Genomic DNA, 16,631 nt, shown 5'->3' with positions numbered 1-16,631 from the left:
GCAGCGAGGGCCGGATGACCGGGCGGAGGGTTTTGGTTACTTTTGCCCGTCAAAAGTGACTCGCCCGGGAGGGCGAAACCAGAAACATCAGCAAAAACGCGGCAATTCGGAACAAACACCAGAAAAACACAAACTTGCCACTCCGGTGCCAATACTGATTTCCCCGAGATTCCGCGAAGAACCAATAAATAGGGGGGGGCAGGGCGATCCGCCCGTCACCACGCCAGTGATGTCTGGCTCGTCTGCAACGCGCCTTCGAGTTCCAGCAGAAGCTGCTTGCGTGGCAGGCCGCCGGCATAGCCGGTAAGGCTGCCGTCACGGCCAATCACCCGATGGCAGGGCACGATGATCGAGATGGGGTTGGCCCCGTTGGCCGTACCCACCGCGCGCACCGCCTGGGGCCGACCGATGCGCTCGGCCAGCTCTGAATAACTGCAGGTGCGCCCGTAGGGCACGGCCAGCAGCGCCTGCCAGACCTGCTGCTGGAACGCCGTGCCGCGCGGCGCCAGGCGCAGCTCGAAGTGGCGCCGGGTGCCGGCGAAGTATTGATCCAGTTGCTGGCAGGCAGCGTCCAGCTCGCGCCCGGCCGGCTGCCAGTGCGGCTCGATGCGCCAGGGCCGGCTATCCAGCTCCATCAGCAGCAGTTGCAGGCCATCGTCGTCGGCGGCCAGCAACAGCGGGCCGACCGGGCTGTCGTGAAAGCGATAGTGCATGCCTCTAATCTCCTGCGTAGTTGTGCCACAGATGCGCCGCCGCATAGGCCCGCCAGGGGCGCCAGGCTTCGGCACGGGCGGTCAGGCGCCGCGCATCGATGCCCGCCGTGCCCCATACGGGGGCCTTGAGCAGGCCCAGGTCGCTGGCGGGAAAGGCATCGGCCTCGCCAAAGGCGCGCAGGGCGATGTACTCGGCCGTCCACGGGCCGATGCCGGGCAGTCTGCACAGGCGCTCGATCAGACTCGCGCTGCCGTCGGTGAGGTCGAGTTGCAGACTGCCGTCGGCGACCCGCGCGGCGAAGTGCTGCAGGCACTGCACGCGCTTGCCGGGCATGCCAATGCCGGTCAGATCGGCCTCGGCTAGCGCTTGTGGGCTCGGGAACAGATGGCTGATGGCCGGTGCTCCGGGCATCTGCAAAGGCGTACCGACGCGCTGCACCAGGCGCCCGACCAGGGTCACCGCCGCCTTGACCGTCACCTGCTGGCCGACGATGGCGCGCACCGCCTGCTCGAACGGGTCGAAGGCCACCGGCAAGCGCAGGCCCGGATTGCGTTGCACCAGGGGCGCGAGCAACGCGTCGCCGCTCAGGTGTTGGGCGATGGCTTGCGGCTCGGCATCCAGGTCGAACATGCGCCGCACCCGTTGTTCCAGATGATCCAGGTGGCGAGGCGAACCGAGGCTGCAGCGCAGCTCCAGGGCATTCTGACCTGGAAGTGGGGTGACCCTCAGCCAGCCGCTGCTGCCGTCGATGGCGAAGCCGCGGGCGTAGCTGTCCGGCGTCAGCGCTTCCAGGCCAGGAACCGCACGCAAGGCGAAATGCCGCTGAAATTGCTGCCATTGCCAGGGCGACTGGTAGGGCAACAGGAGAGTGAAATTAGCCATGCCTGCAAAATAGCCCCGGAGCCTGTCGTTGTCAGCGCGAAGATGACTTTCAAAGTTCAGCCGTCACCACGCTGGTAGCGCCCCGGTGTGGTGCCCTTCCAGCGCTTGAAGGCGTGGATGAAGTTCGACAGCTCGCCATAGCCCAGGCGTTCGGCGATCTCCTCCAGGCTCAGGCCGCCGGCCTCGAGCATGTCTTCGGCCAGGGCTTGGCGTACCTGATCCTGCAGGGCGCGAAAGCCGATGCCTTCTTCGTTCAGACGACGACGCAGGGTACGGCTGCTCATGTGCAGGTTGGCCGCGACCCGCTCCATGTCGTCGAGCTGCCCTGGCGTGCGCAGCAGCAACTGGCGCACCTGCCCGGTCAGGCCTTCGTCCCACTTGTGGCGGGCCAGTATCGCCTGGCACTGCTGTTCACAGGCTTGTACCAGAGCCGGGTTGGCAAAGGGCAGGGGCTTGTCGAGCAGGGTGGCAGGGAACATGAGCGAGTTGTCGTCGGCTGCGAATTGCACGGCGTGGCCGAACGCCTTGGCGAAGGTCTGGGGCATTCGTGCGGCTGGCTGGCGCATGCGCACCTGTAGCAATGGCAGCTTGTCGCCCAGTAATTCACGGATCACCACTAGGGCGCCGAGCATGTCCCGTTGCACGATGAACGGCAGCAGCGCCGTCGGCGTCTGGCTATCATCGAACAGCAGGCAGGCGTCCTGGCCCTGTTCGGCCAGGCTGATATGGGTGAAGGCAAAGGTCAGGCCCAGGTAGCGCAGGCCGAGCGCGGCAGCTTCGCGCACCGTGGCGCTGCTGAGCAGGGCGTAGCCCCAGGCGCCGTAGCTGATCAGGCGGTAGCGCTCGCCGGCCAGCAGGCCGAGGTGCTCGATGTCGGGCAGGCCCTGAACGAGATTGGCGATCAGCCTCAGCTCGCAGTCGGCGTCGATCTCACCCTGCAGCGTCGGCAAGCGCGCCGGGGTGATGCCCGTACCGGCCAGGCAGGTGGGCAGATCCAGGCCGAGGTCGAGGCCTAGCTGAATCAGCAGTTGCAAGCTGGTGACGCTGCGGCGTTTGGGCCAGGAGGCAGGCATGAGGTTGTCCGAAAAGCACAATCTGCTGGCCGACTATGCCATAACCCGGCGCTGTTTGGCTCGGTAGCATGGCAAGCGTCATCAATGGGTCGGGGAGACCACAATGCGTAACAACCCCCGTACATGGCGAGTGCTGATCATTGGTAGCGGTTTTGCCGGATTGGGCCTGGCCATGCAGTTGCGCAAGCAGGGCGAGGAGGATTTCCTGCTCCTGGAAAAAGCTGCCGAGGTCGGTGGCACCTGGCGGGACAACAGCTACCCGGGCGCAGCCTGCGACGTGCCGTCCTACCTGTATTCCTTTTCTTTCGAGCCCAAGCCGGACTGGTCGCGCAAGTTCGCCCCGCAGGCGGAAATCCAGGCCTATATCCTGAGCTGCGTGGAGAAGTACGACCTGCGCCGGCACATCCGCCTGAACACCGAGGTGCGCGGTGCCGAGTTCGATGAGGTACGCGGCATCTGGCGAGTGGAACTGAGCGACGGTCAATGCCTGGAGACACAGGCGCTGGTCAGTGCCTGCGGCCAGCTCAATCGCCCGGCCTACCCGCAACTGCCGGGGCTGGAGAGTTTTTGCGGTGAGGCCTTTCACTCCGCACGCTGGCGGCACGACATCGACCTGAGCGGCAAGCGTGTGGCGGTGATCGGCACCGGCGCCTCGGCTATCCAGTTCGTCCCGCAGATCCAGCCCAGGGTGGCCAGGCTGAGCCTGTTTCAGCGCTCGGCGGCTTATGTTCTGCCCAAGCCCGACCGTGCCTACCGCGCCTGGGAGATCGCCCTGATGCGCCGCTTGCCACTTCTGCAGCGCGGTGTGCGCCTGTTGCAGTATCTGCATCACGAGGCGCGGGCCCTGGCTTTCGTGCACTGGCCCTGGCTGATGAGATTGCTGCGCGGCATCTTCACCCAGCATCTAGAGCGGCAGATGCCCGATGCCGACAAGCGCGCCCGCTTGCAGCCGGATTATCCCATGGGCTGCAAGCGCATCCTGATCAGCAACGATTACTTCCCGGCACTGGCGCAGGCCAATGTGGAGATCGTCGACTCACCGATTCTCGAAGTGCGTGAACATTCGTTGGTAACGGCCGATGGCCGTGAGCATCCCTGCGATGTGCTGATCTATGGCACGGGCTTCACCGCTAGCGATTTCCTCGCACCGATGCAGATTCGCGGGCTCGGCGGGCTGGAGCTGAACCAGGCCTGGAAGGACGGCGCCGAAGCCTTCAAGGGCATCAGCGTCAGTGGCTTCCCCAACCTGTTTTTGCTTTATGGTCCGAATACCAACCTGGGGCACAACTCCATTCTCTACATGCTGGAGAGCCAGTTCGCCTACGTTCTGGGTTGCCTGCAGGCGCTACGCGAGCAAGGGCTGCGCTACCTCGACCTGAAGGCCGCGCCCCAGCGCCGCTACAACGAGGCGTTGCAGACACAGACCCAGCGCACCATCTGGGCCCAGGGGTGCCAAAGCTGGTATCAGACGGCCGCTGGCAAGCACACCAACAACTGGCCGGGCTTCACCTTCACCTATCGCCAGCAGACCCGTGCCCCGGAGCTTGCCGACTATGACTGCATCCGCTGATTTCGTCGCGCCCGTGCCTGGGCAAAAAGCCCTGCGCCTCTTGCTGCGTGGGCTGTTGCGAGTGCTGTTTCGCGGGCTGATCCGACCGCCCATGCCGGTGGCCGCCCAGCGCCTGATCCTGCGCGCGCTCACTGCCGTCACCCTGGTGCCGCGCGGAGTGCTGCGCAGCCGCGAGACATTGGCCGGAGTGCTCTGCGAATGGCACCGACCACCCGGCCAGAATGAGCGGGTGCTGCTCTATCTGCATGGCGGCGCCTTCATGATCGGCGCGCCGAATACCCATCGCGGTATCTGCGCCAGCCTGGCCAAGCGCGGTGGCTTTGCGGTGTGTGCGCTGGATTATCGCCTGGCACCGGAGCATCCCTTTCCGGCCGCTCGGGATGATGTGCTGGCGGCCTATCGCGCCTTGCTGGAGCGCGGATATCACGCCGCGCAGATTGCCTTCGCCGGCGACTCAGCCGGTGGCAATCTGTGCCTGGTCGCTTGCCTGCAGGCCCAGCAACAGGGGCTGCCCGCACCTGCGGCGCTGCTGTGTCTGTCGCCCGTTGCTGACTTGTCCGGGGCAAGCCGACACGATCCTCCTGCCGGCGACCCGCTGCTGCATCCGCGCTGGCTGGAGCAGGCGGTCGAACTCTATCGGCCGGCCCATCTGTCTGAGCGTGACCCCTCGTTATCACCGTTGTATGCCGACCTGGCCGGGCTGCCGCCATTGTTGCTGCAGGTGGGCGAAGATGAGCTGTTGCGCAATGACAGCCTGCGCCTGGCCGAGCGGGTGCGAGCGACGGGCGGTGATGTGCGTCTGGAGCGCTATCCGCAGCTCTGGCATGTATTCCAGGCCCATGTCGGGCTGTTGCAGGCGGCGGATCAGGCCATAGGCCGAGTCGTCGACTTTCTACGCGTGCGGGGGTGGTGATGAACAACATTCTGATTACCGGAGCGGCGTCCGGCATCGGGGCGGCCACGGCGCGCCTGTTTCATGCGCGCGGCTGGCAGGTCGGGCTGCTCGATGTGGATGGCGTGGCCCTGGCGAGCCTGGCCGCTGAGCTCGGTGGTGCCTGGCATCGTGCCTTGGACGTTACCGATGTGGCAGCCGCCAGCGAGGCCATTGATGCGTTCTGTGCCCTGCAGCAAGGGCGCCTGCGCCTGCTGTTCAATTGCGCGGGCATCCTGCGTACCGGGGCTTTCGAGCAGATCGCGCTGCAAGAGCACCTGCGCCTGGTGCAGATCAACGTGCAGGGGCTGCTGACCTTCACCCATCTGGCCTTTCCCTATCTCAAGGCCACGGCCGATGCCCAGGTGCTCAACATGGGCTCGGCTTCCGGCCTGTACGGCGTGCCGCTGATGGCCAGCTACTCGGCCAGCAAGTTCGCCGTGCGTGGCCTGACCGAAGCCCTGGAGCTGGAGTGGCGGGCCCATGGCATCCGCGTGGGTGACCTCATGCCGCCATTCGTCGACACGCCGATGGTGGCTAGCCAAACCCAGCGCCCGCCGATCATTCGGCGCATGGGGGTGCGCCTGCTGGCCGAGCACATTGCCGAGGCCGCCTGGCAACAGGCGCAGGTCAACCGTGTGCATCGCCCGGTCGGCTTGCAGTTTCGCCTGCTGTATGGCCTCGGGCAGATCACCCCGGCCTTCATCACCCGAGCGTTGATGGCCTGGTTGAGCCGGCCTTGAGCCGCCTGTCGTGCCCTGTGCAAGTAAACGAGCGAAGTGTCACAAAAGCGTCTAGCCTGTAGGTGTTCGCCCCGTTCTTGGGGCGGTCGTCGTTGCGCTTCGGAACACGTATCAAGCTCGCTTGATTCTCGGCGCGGCACCTTGGGTTGCCGTGCCACCGTTCGATAGAAACGGTTGCAATGGGAAAGCGGTTAATCCATCCATCGCAGGAGAGGAGGTCGTTTCATGAGCACAGCCTTGCATGACGATGCCAGCACCTCGGTGCTGCGCCGGATGAAGGAGGGCGGTTTCGACTTCGCCCAATTCCACCCCATCGAGTTCTACGCCATATTCCCCGATGAGGAGCGGGCCAGAATGGCGGCGAGCAACTTTCGTGGCGAATCGCTCAATGCCCAGATCACCCCCCGCGAGGACGGTATCTGGCATTTGCAGGTAAGCAAGGTGATGTACGCCACGCAGGCCGGTATCGGTGCCTTCGAGCAGAGCCTGGAGTCCATCGTCGTACCGCTTGGCGGCATGCTCGATGGCTGGGGCGTCACCCAGGAAGTCCGCCCGACCAAGGCCGACCTACAGGCAGTAGCCAGCTAGCGATATGGCGTGGATCGGCCCTGCCGGTTCACGCCGCCTCGACTTGCCGTCTGGCATCGCGCACACTGCGCGCCATGTCAGACGTGCTCATCCTTACCCATATCGATTACTGCTCGCCCGCGCACCTGGCCGACGTGCTGCACGCGCGGGGCATCGCCCATGACGTGCTGCGCGTCGACCTGGGCGAGCTGCAAGGCTACGACCTGCAGCGCCCCAAGGCCGTGGCAGTGATGGGCGGGCCGATGAGCGTCAACGATGCGTTGCCCTGGGTTGCCGAAGAAGTGGCGGCGCTGCAGTGCCTGATCGCCCGTGACGTCCCCATCATCGGGCACTGCCTGGGTGGTCAGTTGCTTGCCCGGGCGCTGGGCGCGGCGGTTACGCGCATGCCCTACACCGAGTCGGGTTGGCAGGCCATGCAGCGCTTGCCTGGCGCCGGGCAAAGCCCCTGGCTGACGCATCTGCCGGAGCGCTTCGAGATCTTCCAATGGCATGGCGACACCTTCGCGCTTCCGCCAGGGGCTCAGCCGCTGCTGGCCAGCCACTGGTGCGCCAATCAGGCCTTCGCCTGGGGCGACAAGGTGCTGGCGCTGCAGGGCCACCCGGAGATGACCGAGGCGCTGATCGAGCAGTGGCTCGATGACTGGTCGCATCTGCTCGACCCGAGCCAGCCCAGCCAGCAGACACCTGCCGTGATGCGCGAGCAAATCACGCAGAAAGTGAAGGCGCTGAACCAGGTGGCCGACGGCTTCTATACCCATTGGCTAAGGCTGGCCGGGCTTTAGCAGGCTGGACTTGTCGCGATCCGGTAACAAGATGTTATAAAGTAGCGCTTGCGCGGTGCGGGTGGTTCTCATCCGGTCGCCTTACTGCCTCCGCAATTCCGGCTTTGAACTCGCATGGACAGACGAAAATTTCTCCAATTGCTGGTCGCTGGCGTTGCCCTGCCAGCTTCCTTCAGTGCTCAGGCGGCCCAGTCGGTGCGCCGTGTTCGCCTCTCCCAGCAAGGCGGCAAGAGCATTCTCACGCTGGAGCTCAGTGGACCGGTCAAGGCCAACAGCTTCAGCCTGGACGCGCCGCCACGCCTGGTGATCGATTTGCACAATGCCAGGCTGGCTGCCTCGCTCGACGGCCTGTCGCTCGCCGGTACGCCGATCAATGCCATCCGTAGCGGGCTGACGCCGTCGGGTGATCTGCGCATCGTGCTGGATCTGGTCTCGGCCGAACTGCTGGCCAGCATGCCCCCCATGCAGCAGGTCGGACACGACCTGCGCCTGCAGTTGCCCGTGTCGTCAGCACTGGCCTCGGTCGCCGCCGCTGTGCCGCCTGTGCCGGGGCGGCCGAGCAATCGTGACCTGCTGATCGTGATCGACGCCGGCCATGGCGGCAAGGATCCTGGCGCCGTGGGCGCCAAGGGTGAGAAGGAAAAGATCGTCGCCCTGCAGATCGCCACCTTGCTGGCGCGACATATCGATAGGCAGAAGGGCTACAAGGCGCGCCTGACGCGCAGCAGCGACGTGTTCATCCCGCTGCGCAAGCGGGCTGAGCTGGCCCAGCGCCTGAATGCCGACCTGTTCGTCTCGGTGCATGCCGATGCCGCGCCGCGGCGCTCGGCATCCGGCGCTTCGGTGTTCGCCCTGTCCGAGCGTGGCGCCACCTCATCGATGGCGCGCTGGATCGCGCAGCGCGAGAACGAGGCCGATTTCATCGGTGGCGGTTTGCCGGCAGCGATGCAGCAGAGCGACCCAATGCTTGCCGGCGTACTGCTGGACATGTCGATGACGGCCACCATTTCCACCAGCCTGGATCTTGGCCATCAGGTGCTGCAGCACCTGGGCGCGGTGGCAGGCGTGCATCAGTCGCGGGTCGAGCAGGCCGGTTTCGCCGTGCTCAAGTCCGCTGCCGTGCCCTCGATCCTGGTGGAGACCGGTTTCATCTCCAATGCCGGTGACTGCAAGCGTCTGCACGAGGGCCGTCATCAGCGCAAGGTGGCCGAAGCCATCTTCGCCGGTGTCGAGGGCTACTTCCGCGAGCGTCCGCCAGCCGGCAGCCTGATCGCGGCCATGGTAGCCCGGCAGCAGGCCTGACGCTTCAGGGGTGGTTCGGGATCAGCGCCAGCAGATCGGTTACGCCCATGTCCACGCCTGCCTGCATGAGCAGCGTGGTGGCCTGGCCGCGATGGTGGGTCTGGTGGTTGAACAGGTGCATCAGCAGGGCGAAGAAGTTCTTGCGCGCCTCCGCGCCCTGAGTGTTGCGATAGCTCAGCGCCTGATCCAGATGCTCCTCGCGAATCTCCTGGGCCAGGGCTTCCAGGCAGGCATCCAGGCGCGTGCGTAAGTCGGCCAGTTCACGGATATCCGCAGCCAGCGGCTGGTTCAGCCGGCTGGGCCGGGGCAGGCTGTCGAGCGCTTGCAGGGCGGCGAATCCCGCCGGGTGTCCGGTGTAGCGGCCGAGCCAGATCAGGTCGGCCACTGCCAGGTGGTTGAGCGTACCCAGGATCGAACCGAAGAAGGCCCCCCGCTCGACGCTGATCTCGGTATCGGGCAGCGTCTGCGCCGCCTCGTACAGCCGAGCGTTCATCCAGGTGTTGTAGCTGGCCATCTGGCGCAGGTGTTCGAGACGTTGCATGGCGGCTGGCTCGCTGGTAGGGAACCATCAGCATGCCGCGCTTGCCTGGGTGCTGACAGATACAGTTAGGCGCTTATTCTGCGCACGGCTGCGACCAAACCGCGAACTCGTTGCCGCCCGGTTCGATGAAGTGGAAGCGCCGGCCGCCAGGGAAGGAAAAGATCGGCTTGACGATCTTGCCGCCGGCGGCCTCGACCTTGGCCAGGGTTGCCTGCAGATCGTCGCTGTAGAAAACGATCAGTGCGCTGCCGTTTTCCGTACGCGCGGCAACGTCGGCGCTGAAGAAGCCGCCATCCAGGCCTTCGCCATTGAAGGCAGTGTAGTCCGGGCCATAGTCGCTGAAGCGCCAGCCGAAGGCTGCTGCAAAGAAAGCCTTGGTGGCGGGCAGGTCGCGGCTGGGGTATTCGACGTAGTCGATCTTTTCGTGAGTGGGCATGCCGGGCTCCCTGGCGGATAGGGGGAGGGTCAGGCTACTGCCGGGATGCGGCCGGTGCAATGAGCGCCGACAGCGGAAACGAAAAAGGCCACTCGATCGAGTGGCCTTTTTCTGAAGGTGGTTGCGGGAGCAGGATTTGAACCTACGACCTTCGGGTTATGAGCCCGACGAGCTACCAGACTGCTCCATCCCGCGCCGGCAATTCTACGCTTGCTTAAAGCCTTGTCAATCGATTTCTTGCTTTTGATCGAAAAAACTAATTTTCGCCCAAACAAAAAGACCACTCGATCGAGTGGTCTTTTCATGAAGCTGGTTGCGGGAGCAGGATTTGAACCTACGACCTTCGGGTTATGAGCCCGACGAGCTACCAGACTGCTCCATCCCGCGTCTGTGGGGCGACATTCTACAGTCAGCGGCGCATCTGTCAACCGTCGATTGCGATAAAAGTGTTTTCAAGTCAGATGCTTAGCCTCAAACACCTGTTAGACTTCAGTGCTCCAGGCCAGGCCGGGCAAGGCTTTCGAGGGTGTCGTGCGCAAGATTATTCACATTGACTGCGACTGCTTTTACGCCGCAATCGAGATGCGCGATGACCCGAGCCTGGCCAACCGACCGCTGGCGGTGGGAGGCTCGGCCGAGCGGCGCGGGGTGATCGCCACCTGCAACTACGAGGCGCGTGCCTATGGCGTGCGCTCGGCGATGTCGTCGCGGCATGCGCTGAAGCTGTGCCCGGATCTGCTGATCGTCAAACCGCGTTTCGAGGTGTACCGCGCGGTCTCGCGGGAGATTCACGGCATCTTTCGTCAGTTCACCGACCTGATCGAGCCGCTGTCGCTGGACGAGGCCTATCTCGACGTCAGCGAATCGCCGCATTTCGCCGGTAGCGCCACGCGCATCGCTCAGGAGATTCGCCGACGTGTGGCCCAGGAGCTGCGCATCACGGTGTCCGCTGGGGTGGCGCCGAACAAGTTCTTGGCCAAGATCGCCAGTGACTGGCGCAAGCCCGATGGCCTGTTCGTGATCACTCCGGATCAGGTGGAGGATTTCGTCGCGGCCTTGCCGGTTAGCAAGCTGCATGGGGTGGGCAAGGTCACCGCGCAGAAGCTGGCGCGCCTGGGCATACGCACCTGCCTGGATCTGCGTGACTGGAACAAGCTGACTCTGGTGCGTGAGTTCGGCAGTTTCGGCGAGCGCCTGTGGAGCCTGGCACGGGGGCTGGATGAGCGCTCGGTGAAGGTGGACAGCCGCCGTCAGTCGCTGAGTGTCGAGCACACCTACGAGCAGGATCTGCCGGATCTGCAAAGCTGTCTGGACAAGTTGCCAGCGTTGCTGGAGGAGATGAACGAGCGTCTGCAGCGGCTGGATGCTAGCTACCGGCCGGACAAACCCTTCGTCAAGGTCAAGTTCCACGATTTCACCCAGACCACCCTGGAGCAGGCCGGCGCCAGCCGTGACCTGGACAGCTATCGGCAGTTGCTCAGCCTGGCCCATGCCCGCGGCGACAAGCCGGTGCGCCTGCTCGGCGTTGGCGTGCGCCTGCATGATCTGCGGGGGCGGCAGGAGCAACTGGAGTTGTTCGGTTAGCAGGGGCAGGGGGCCTCAAAGGCATAAGTGCGAATTTATGGGGTATCGCATTTCTAGGGGTGATACCGGACTGGCAAGTTTGTGTGTTGGCTTGTTGGTTGTTCTTGGTCTGTTCCGAATTGCCGCGTTTTTGTTGATGTTTTTGGTTTCGCCCTCCCGGGCGAGTCACTTTTGTAGGGCAAAAGTAACCAAAACCCTCCGCCCGGTCATCCGGCCCTCGCTGCGCGAGGGTTCGCTCACTCCATCGCCGCTCCAGAGGCCCGCCACGGTGGGCCATCCCTGGCCCATCGTGGCTTTCGCGGCATCCATGCCGCTCAACCTCTTCCACGACGATTCCGTTCGCCCTCCTGGGCGGGCTCTGCACGCGCCTGAACCCGAGGTAACCCAGAAGTAGTGCGGAGTGGTTGCACATGAAGTCAGCCTTAGGGCTGACCGGAATGCCGGCTGCAGGCCGGCAAGCTATTCAAGCGAATGAAACTACGCGAATGAAAGTTTTGGTTTAACCCAGCGGCCACGTCATGGTTCCACTGCTACCAGAGCACGCCGGGCATGCCCGGAACTGATGTACGTTCAGGCGCGCTAACTCCCCCTTCAGGAGGCCGAACGTAGGCATTGCGCAGGGGGCGAGCGGCATGGATGCCGCGAGAGGCTTGAAGGGCCAGGGATGGCCCTTGCAAGCCGACCCCGGAGCGGTGCCGAAGTGAGGGGAGTCGAGCGAAGCGAGACCCGGATGGCGGGGGTGCGTTTCTTTTGCTTACTTTTCTTTGCGCAGTTCAAAGAAAAGTGAGTCGCCCGAGGGGGCGAAACAAGGAGCTTCTGAATACACCGAAGCGGCGTCCAGAACACCCATCAGCACACAAACTTGCCAGTCCTGTGTTAAGGCTGATTTCCCCGTGCGGCGCGATAGCGTTTGGGCTCCGCGCCCGCCCCCTATCGCGAATGAATTCCTACAGGGGATCAGCAGGGGGCAATCCATTGCGGATTGCCCCCCAGGTTTCAACGTACCTTGCCGCGACCGAGCTTGAGCTCTTCCTTGGCGAAGTCGTCAACGTCGATCACCCGTCGACGTGCCGCTTCGGCAGCTTGCAGGCGCTGGCCCTGTTCGCCGTCGAGGATGCCGGCGGCCACGGCCGCTTCGATGGCATCCTGGCCCGGTGCCGGTTGCAGGCTGCCGTCCTTGAGTGCCTGGTGCAGGCGTTTGCGTGCATCCTGGCTGGCCTGTACCAGGTTGATGGCATGCTGCAGCGCGCCCACGGGATCCTGTTCGTCCTGCGGGCGGTAGCAGCCTTCGAGCACCGATTCCAGCGCCGGGTCGCCGGCCGGGCGGCCGATGATCTCGGCCACTTCGGCGTCCAGGGCGTCGCTGGGGCCGCGATGGCGACGGCCCAGCGGGAATACCAGCACCTTGAGCAGGCAACCGAACAGGCGGTTGGGGAAGTTGCTGAGCAACTCGGCCAGAGCGTTTTCGGCTTGGTGGAGGTTTTCCTCCATGGCCCAGCGCAGCAGCGGACGAACGGCTTCCGGGTAGTCCAGGTCGTGGTAGCGCTTGAGCGCGGCCGAACCCAGGTAGAGGTAGCTGAGCACGTCGCCGAGGCGCGCGGAGAGGCGCTCGCGGCGCTTCAGGTCGCCGCCGAGCAGCATCATGCTGCTGTCGGCGCACAGGGCGAAGGCCGCCGCCAGGCGGTTGAGGGCACGGTAGTAGGGCTGGCTGAGGTCGTCGCCAGGCACGGCACCCAGGCGACCCAGGGTCAACCCGAGGAGGAAGCTGCTGGCGGCATTGCCGACGGCGAAGCCGATATGGCCCATCAGCAACTCGTCGAACTCGGCCAGGGCCTGATCCTTGTCGTCACGGTCGGCCAGGGCCATTTCCTTGAGCACGTACGGATGGCAGCGGATCGCGCCCTGGCCGAAGATCATCAGGTTGCGCGAGAGGATGTTGGCGCCCTCGACCGTGATGAAGATGGGCGCACCTTGCCAGGAGCGGGCCAGGTAGTTGTTCGGGCCCATGATGATGCCCTTGCCGGCATGTACGTCCATGGCGTGGCCAATGCACTCGCGGCCGCGTTCGGTGAGGTGGTACTTGAGGATCGCCGAGAGCACCGAGGGCTTCTCGCCCAGGTCGACGGCATTGGCGGTGAGGATGCGCGCGCTATCCATCAGCCAGGCGTTGCCGCCGATGCGCGCCATGGCTTCCTGAATGCCCTCGAAGGCGGCCAGCGGCACGTTGAACTGTTCGCGCAACTGGGCGTACTGGCCGGTGGTGAGGCTGGTGAACTTGGCGGCGCCGGTGCCGACGGCGGGCAGCGAGATGGAGCGGCCCACCGACAGGCAGTTCATCAGCATCATCCAGCCCTTGCCCAGGTACTCCTGGCCACCGATCAGGTAGTCGAGGGGGATGAACACGTCCTTGCCCCAGTTCGGCCCGTTCATGAAGGCGGCGCCCAGTGGCAGATGGCGGCGGCCGATTTCCACCCCGGGGGTATCGGTGGGAATCAGCGCCAGGCTGATGCCCAGCTCTTCCTTGTCGCCCAGCAGATGGTCGGGGTCATAGGCCTTGAAGGCCAGGCCGAGCAGGGTGGCCACCGGGCCCAGGGTGATGTAGCGCTTTTCCCAGTTCAGGCGCAGGCCGATGACTTCCTCGCCGTTCCACTGGCCCTTGCAGATGATGCCGTTGTCCGGCATGGCACCGGCGTCGGAGCCGGCCAACGGGCCGGTGAGACCGAAGCAGGGAATGTCTTCACCGCTGGCCAGGCGCGGCAGGTAATGCTGGCGCTGTTCGTCGGTGCCGTAGTGCAGCAGCAGTTCGGCCGGGCCGAGGGAGTTGGGCACCATCACGGTGGAGGCCAGGTCACCGCAGCGGGTGGCCAGTTTCATCGCCACCTGTGAGTGGGCATAGGCGGAGAAGCCCTTGCCGCCGTATTCCTTGGGAATGATCAGAGCGAAGAAACCGTGCTGCTTGATGTGCTGCCAGGCCTTTTCCGGCAGGTCCATCTGCTGGCCGACCTGCCAGTCGCTGACCATGGCGCAGAGTTCTTCGGTGGGGCCGTCGAGGAAGGCCTGTTCTTCTTCGGTGAGTCTGGCCTTGGGATAGGCCAGCAGTTTGTCCCAGTCCGGCTTGCCGCTGAACAGCTCGCCATCCCACCACACGGTGCCGGCTTCGATAGCATCGCGCTCGGTGGCCGACATGGGCGGCAGCACGCGCTGAAACCATTTGAACAGGGGGCCGGTGAACCACTGCCGGCGCAGATCGCCGAGCAGGATGAAGGCGGCAACGACACCGGTGACGATCCATAGCAGCAGTTGCAACCAGCCAGGCACCGGGCTGAACAGGGCCATGGCCAGCAGGTAGGCTGCCGTGATGCCGAGGGCGGGGCGGGCCGCGGTACGGCTATGGGCCAGGTAGGCGACTCCGATCAGTAGAACCAGCAACCAGATGACGGGCATGTGCATTTCTCCATGATGCGTGCGGGTGACGTCTTCGAGCATAGTCGTGAATGACGTCGGTAAGTCCAGGATGCAAGCGTTTGGGCTCAATGCAGTGACCGCCGTGTCTGGGGCGAGTTCGCCCCAACCTTTTGCCGGGTGTATCGACGCAGTCGATAATCAAGATCGGTGCGCTGGCCTTTTCTCCGTGCGCCTGGGTCGGTAGGGTGCATGCCAACGCGCAGGGTGTGACACACAGGGTTGCAAACCAAGGTGGCCGCCCTCATTTACGATCACCATACCTTCATGCGGGAACCCCTTTCTTCATGAGCAGCGCTCTGACCATTCGCCAGCTAACCAAAACCTATGGCAACGGCTTCCAGGCTTTGCATGGCATCGATCTGGACGTCGCCGAAGGTGACTTCTTCGCCTTGCTCGGCCCCAATGGCGCCGGCAAGTCCACCACCATCGGCATTCTCTCCACGCTGGTGAACAAGAGCAGCGGTACGGTGGAGGTATTCGGCCATGACCTCGACCGCGAGCCCTACGCACTCAAGCGTTGCCTGGGTGTGGTGCCGCAGGAGTTCAACTTCAACCAGTTCGAGAAGGTGTTCGACATCGTCGTCACTCAGGCTGGCTACTATGGCATTCCGCGTTCGATCGCCAAGGAACGTGCCGAGCAGTACCTGACCCAGCTCGGCCTGTGGGACAAGCGCGACGTGGCCTCGCGCGAGCTGTCCGGCGGCATGAAGCGGCGTCTGATGATCGCCCGCGCCCTGGTGCATCAGCCGCGCCTGCTGATCCTTGACGAACCCACCGCCGGGGTGGACATCGAGCTGCGCCGTTCGATGTGGGGCTTTCTCACCGAGCTGAACCGGCAGGGCATCACCATCATCCTCACCACGCACTACCTGGAGGAGGCCGAGCAGCTCTGCCGCAATATCGGCATCATCGACCACGGTCGCATCGTCGAGCTGAGCAGCATGAAGGATCTGCTGAAGAAGCTGCACGTCGAGACTTTCCTGCTCGATCTCAAGGATTCCTACAGCGAGGCGCCGAACCTGGTCGGTTATCCGGTGCGCCTGGTGGATCATCACACCCTGGAGGTGCAGGTGGAGAAGAGCCAGGGCCTTAATGCGCTGTTCCAGCAACTGGCGCAGCAGCAGGTGCAGGTGCTCAGCCTGCGCAACAAGACCAATCGCCTGGAGGAGCTGTTCGTCTCTCTGGTGGAAAAGAACCTGGCCAAGGTGGCGCAATGAATACCCAGTACCTCAATAGCGAATTCGCCGCCAACCTGGTGGCCCTGCGTACCATCGTCCATCGCGAGGTGCGGCGCTTCGTGCGCATCTGGCCACAGACCCTGCTGCCGCCGGCGATCACCATGGTGCTGTACTTCGTCATCTTCGGTAACCTGATCGGCCGGCAGATCGGCGACATGGGAGGCTTCAGCTACATGGAGTACATCGTGCCGGGGCTGATCATGATGTCGGTGATCACCAACAGCTACGGCAACGTGGTGTCGAGCTTCTTCGGCAGCAAATTCCAGCGCAACGTCGAGGAACTGCTGGTGTCACCGGTGTCGCCGCACACCATCCTCATCGGCTTCGTCATCGGCGGCGTGCTGCGCGGCCTGGCGGTAGGGGTGATCGTCACCTGCCTGTCGCTGTTCTTCACCCATCTGCAGGTGCATCACCTGGGCGTGACGGTGCTGGTGGTGCTGCTGACCGCGACCATCTTTTCCCTTGGCGGTTTCGTCAACGCGGTGTTCGCGCGCAACTTCGATGACATTTCGATCATCCCCACCTTCGTCCTGACGCCGCTGACCTACCTGGGCGGGGTGTTCTATTCCATCACCCTGTTGCCGCCGTTCTGGCAGGCGGTGTCGCTGGGCAACCCCATCCTGCACATGGTCAACGCCTTCCGCTACGGCATTCTCGGCGTGTCCGACATTCGCATCGGCGTGGCCATCGGCTTTATGCTGCTGGCCACCGTGGTGCTCTATACCCTGTGCATCCGCCTGCTGGTCAGCGGCCGGGGCATGCGCCAGTGACGTTTGCCGCTC

The 16,631-nt window shown here is 64.2% G+C and carries 15 protein-coding genes and 2 tRNA genes; 9 read left to right on the top strand and 8 right to left on the bottom strand.

Annotation, left to right across the window (positions count from 1 at the left end):
• Nucleotides 1-215 precede the first annotated feature (215 nt).
• From OU800_RS15350 to OU800_RS15340, 3 genes are read right to left on the bottom strand one after another with little or no spacing between them, the layout of a single operon-like run.
• Entirely contained in the window at nt 216-713 is a 498-nt protein-coding gene (locus OU800_RS15350; protein ID WP_268178171.1) for a methylated-DNA--[protein]-cysteine S-methyltransferase, read from the bottom strand.
• Between the two features lie 4 nt (nt 714-717).
• Nucleotides 718-1,596 (bottom strand): DNA-3-methyladenine glycosylase family protein, encoded by an 879-nt coding sequence (locus OU800_RS15345; RefSeq protein WP_268178170.1) that lies wholly within the window; start codon nt 1,594-1,596, stop codon nt 718-720.
• Between the two features lie 56 nt (nt 1,597-1,652).
• Nucleotides 1,653-2,669, bottom strand: a complete 1,017-nt coding sequence (locus OU800_RS15340; RefSeq protein ID WP_268178169.1) for an AraC family transcriptional regulator — start codon at nt 2,667-2,669, stop codon at nt 1,653-1,655.
• A 103-nt stretch (nt 2,670-2,772) separates the two neighbouring features.
• On the opposite strand from OU800_RS15340, the gene OU800_RS15335 reads away from it, so the two are divergent.
• The 6 genes from OU800_RS15335 (at nt 2,773) to OU800_RS15310 (ending at nt 8,585) form a co-directional block, all read left to right on the top strand.
• Nucleotides 2,773-4,239: a flavin-containing monooxygenase gene (locus OU800_RS15335; protein WP_268178168.1), complete on the top strand. Its 1,467-nt coding sequence runs from the start codon at nt 2,773-2,775 to the stop codon at nt 4,237-4,239.
• On the top strand, nt 4,223-5,152 hold the full coding sequence (locus tag OU800_RS15330; protein ID WP_268178167.1) for an alpha/beta hydrolase: 930 nt from the start codon (nt 4,223-4,225) through the stop codon (nt 5,150-5,152). Before OU800_RS15335 ends, OU800_RS15330 begins: the two co-directional genes overlap by 17 nt.
• Complete coding sequence (locus OU800_RS15325) at nt 5,152-5,913, top strand: SDR family oxidoreductase (protein WP_268178166.1); 762 nt, start codon at nt 5,152-5,154, stop codon at nt 5,911-5,913. Before OU800_RS15330 ends, OU800_RS15325 begins: the two co-directional genes overlap by 1 nt.
• A gap of 225 nt (nt 5,914-6,138) precedes the next feature.
• Nucleotides 6,139-6,501, top strand: coding sequence for a ribonuclease E inhibitor RraB (locus OU800_RS15320; protein WP_268178165.1), 363 nt, complete (start codon nt 6,139-6,141; stop codon nt 6,499-6,501).
• A 74-nt stretch (nt 6,502-6,575) separates the two neighbouring features.
• Nucleotides 6,576-7,283 carry a type 1 glutamine amidotransferase gene (locus OU800_RS15315; RefSeq protein ID WP_268178164.1) on the top strand — a complete coding sequence of 236 codons (708 nt, stop codon included), beginning with the start codon at nt 6,576-6,578 and terminating at the stop codon, nt 7,281-7,283.
• 114 nt (nt 7,284-7,397) lie between these two features.
• On the top strand, nt 7,398-8,585 hold the full coding sequence (locus tag OU800_RS15310; RefSeq protein ID WP_268178163.1) for an N-acetylmuramoyl-L-alanine amidase: 1,188 nt from the start codon (nt 7,398-7,400) through the stop codon (nt 8,583-8,585).
• Between the two features lie 4 nt (nt 8,586-8,589).
• Here the strand turns inward: OU800_RS15310 and OU800_RS15305 are convergent, their stop codons facing one another.
• The 4 genes from OU800_RS15305 to OU800_RS15290 all read right to left on the bottom strand — a co-directional run bounded on the left by OU800_RS15305 (nt 8,590) and on the right by OU800_RS15290 (nt 9,949).
• On the bottom strand, nt 8,590-9,126 hold the full coding sequence (locus OU800_RS15305) for a DinB family protein (protein WP_268178162.1): 537 nt from the start codon (nt 9,124-9,126) through the stop codon (nt 8,590-8,592).
• A gap of 73 nt (nt 9,127-9,199) precedes the next feature.
• On the bottom strand, nt 9,200-9,562 hold the full coding sequence (locus OU800_RS15300; protein ID WP_268178161.1) for a VOC family protein: 363 nt from the start codon (nt 9,560-9,562) through the stop codon (nt 9,200-9,202).
• 118 nt (nt 9,563-9,680) lie between these two features.
• Nucleotides 9,681-9,757: transfer RNA gene (locus tag OU800_RS15295), tRNA-Met, on the bottom strand.
• 115 nt (nt 9,758-9,872) lie between these two features.
• A tRNA-Met gene (locus tag OU800_RS15290) sits at nt 9,873-9,949 on the bottom strand.
• Between the two features lie 144 nt (nt 9,950-10,093).
• On the opposite strand from OU800_RS15290, the gene dinB reads away from it, so the two are divergent.
• On the top strand, nt 10,094-11,146 hold the full coding sequence (gene dinB / locus OU800_RS15285; RefSeq protein WP_268178160.1) for a DNA polymerase IV: 1,053 nt from the start codon (nt 10,094-10,096) through the stop codon (nt 11,144-11,146).
• A gap of 996 nt (nt 11,147-12,142) precedes the next feature.
• Here the strand turns inward: dinB and OU800_RS15280 are convergent.
• Nucleotides 12,143-14,590 (bottom strand): acyl-CoA dehydrogenase, encoded by a 2,448-nt coding sequence (locus OU800_RS15280; protein ID WP_268178159.1) that lies wholly within the window; start codon nt 14,588-14,590, stop codon nt 12,143-12,145.
• A 305-nt stretch (nt 14,591-14,895) separates the two neighbouring features.
• Between OU800_RS15280 and OU800_RS15275 the strand changes: the two genes are divergently transcribed.
• Nucleotides 14,896-15,828: an ABC transporter ATP-binding protein gene (locus tag OU800_RS15275; protein WP_268178158.1), complete on the top strand. Its 933-nt coding sequence runs from the start codon at nt 14,896-14,898 to the stop codon at nt 15,826-15,828.
• Nucleotides 15,825-16,619, top strand: coding sequence for an ABC transporter permease (locus tag OU800_RS15270; protein ID WP_268178157.1), 795 nt, complete (start codon nt 15,825-15,827; stop codon nt 16,617-16,619). The genes OU800_RS15275 and OU800_RS15270 overlap by 4 nt, the downstream gene beginning before the upstream one ends.
• The last annotated feature ends 12 nt before the right edge of the window (nt 16,620-16,631 follow it).

The sequence above is a fragment of the Pseudomonas sp. GOM7 genome (assembly GCF_026723825.1).
Classification (GTDB): Bacteria; Pseudomonadota; Gammaproteobacteria; order Pseudomonadales; family Pseudomonadaceae; genus Aquipseudomonas.
This window is presented reverse-complemented; position numbering and strand designations above follow the sequence as displayed.

Bases quoted from the DNA above. Each gene is read 5' to 3' on its own strand.
- OU800_RS15350 (WP_268178171.1), bottom strand. From the start codon at position 713: ATGCACTATCGCTTTCACGACAGCCCGGTCGGCCCGCTGTTGCTGGCC.
- OU800_RS15345 (WP_268178170.1), bottom strand. From the start codon at position 1,596: ATGGCTAATTTCACTCTCCTGTTGCCCTACCAGTCGCCCTGGCAATGG.
- OU800_RS15340 (WP_268178169.1), bottom strand. From the start codon at position 2,669: ATGCCTGCCTCCTGGCCCAAACGCCGCAGCGTCACCAGCTTGCAACTG.
- OU800_RS15335 (WP_268178168.1), top strand. From the start codon at position 2,773: ATGCGTAACAACCCCCGTACATGGCGAGTGCTGATCATTGGTAGCGGT.
- OU800_RS15330 (WP_268178167.1), top strand. From the start codon at position 4,223: ATGACTGCATCCGCTGATTTCGTCGCGCCCGTGCCTGGGCAAAAAGCC.
- OU800_RS15325 (WP_268178166.1), top strand. From the start codon at position 5,152: ATGAACAACATTCTGATTACCGGAGCGGCGTCCGGCATCGGGGCGGCC.
- OU800_RS15320 (WP_268178165.1), top strand. From the start codon at position 6,139: ATGAGCACAGCCTTGCATGACGATGCCAGCACCTCGGTGCTGCGCCGG.
- OU800_RS15315 (WP_268178164.1), top strand. From the start codon at position 6,576: ATGTCAGACGTGCTCATCCTTACCCATATCGATTACTGCTCGCCCGCG.
- OU800_RS15310 (WP_268178163.1), top strand. From the start codon at position 7,398: ATGGACAGACGAAAATTTCTCCAATTGCTGGTCGCTGGCGTTGCCCTG.
- OU800_RS15305 (WP_268178162.1), bottom strand. From the start codon at position 9,126: ATGCAACGTCTCGAACACCTGCGCCAGATGGCCAGCTACAACACCTGG.
- OU800_RS15300 (WP_268178161.1), bottom strand. From the start codon at position 9,562: ATGCCCACTCACGAAAAGATCGACTACGTCGAATACCCCAGCCGCGAC.
- OU800_RS15280 (WP_268178159.1), bottom strand. From the start codon at position 14,590: ATGCCCGTCATCTGGTTGCTGGTTCTACTGATCGGAGTCGCCTACCTG.
- OU800_RS15275 (WP_268178158.1), top strand. From the start codon at position 14,896: ATGAGCAGCGCTCTGACCATTCGCCAGCTAACCAAAACCTATGGCAAC.
- OU800_RS15270 (WP_268178157.1), top strand. From the start codon at position 15,825: ATGAATACCCAGTACCTCAATAGCGAATTCGCCGCCAACCTGGTGGCC.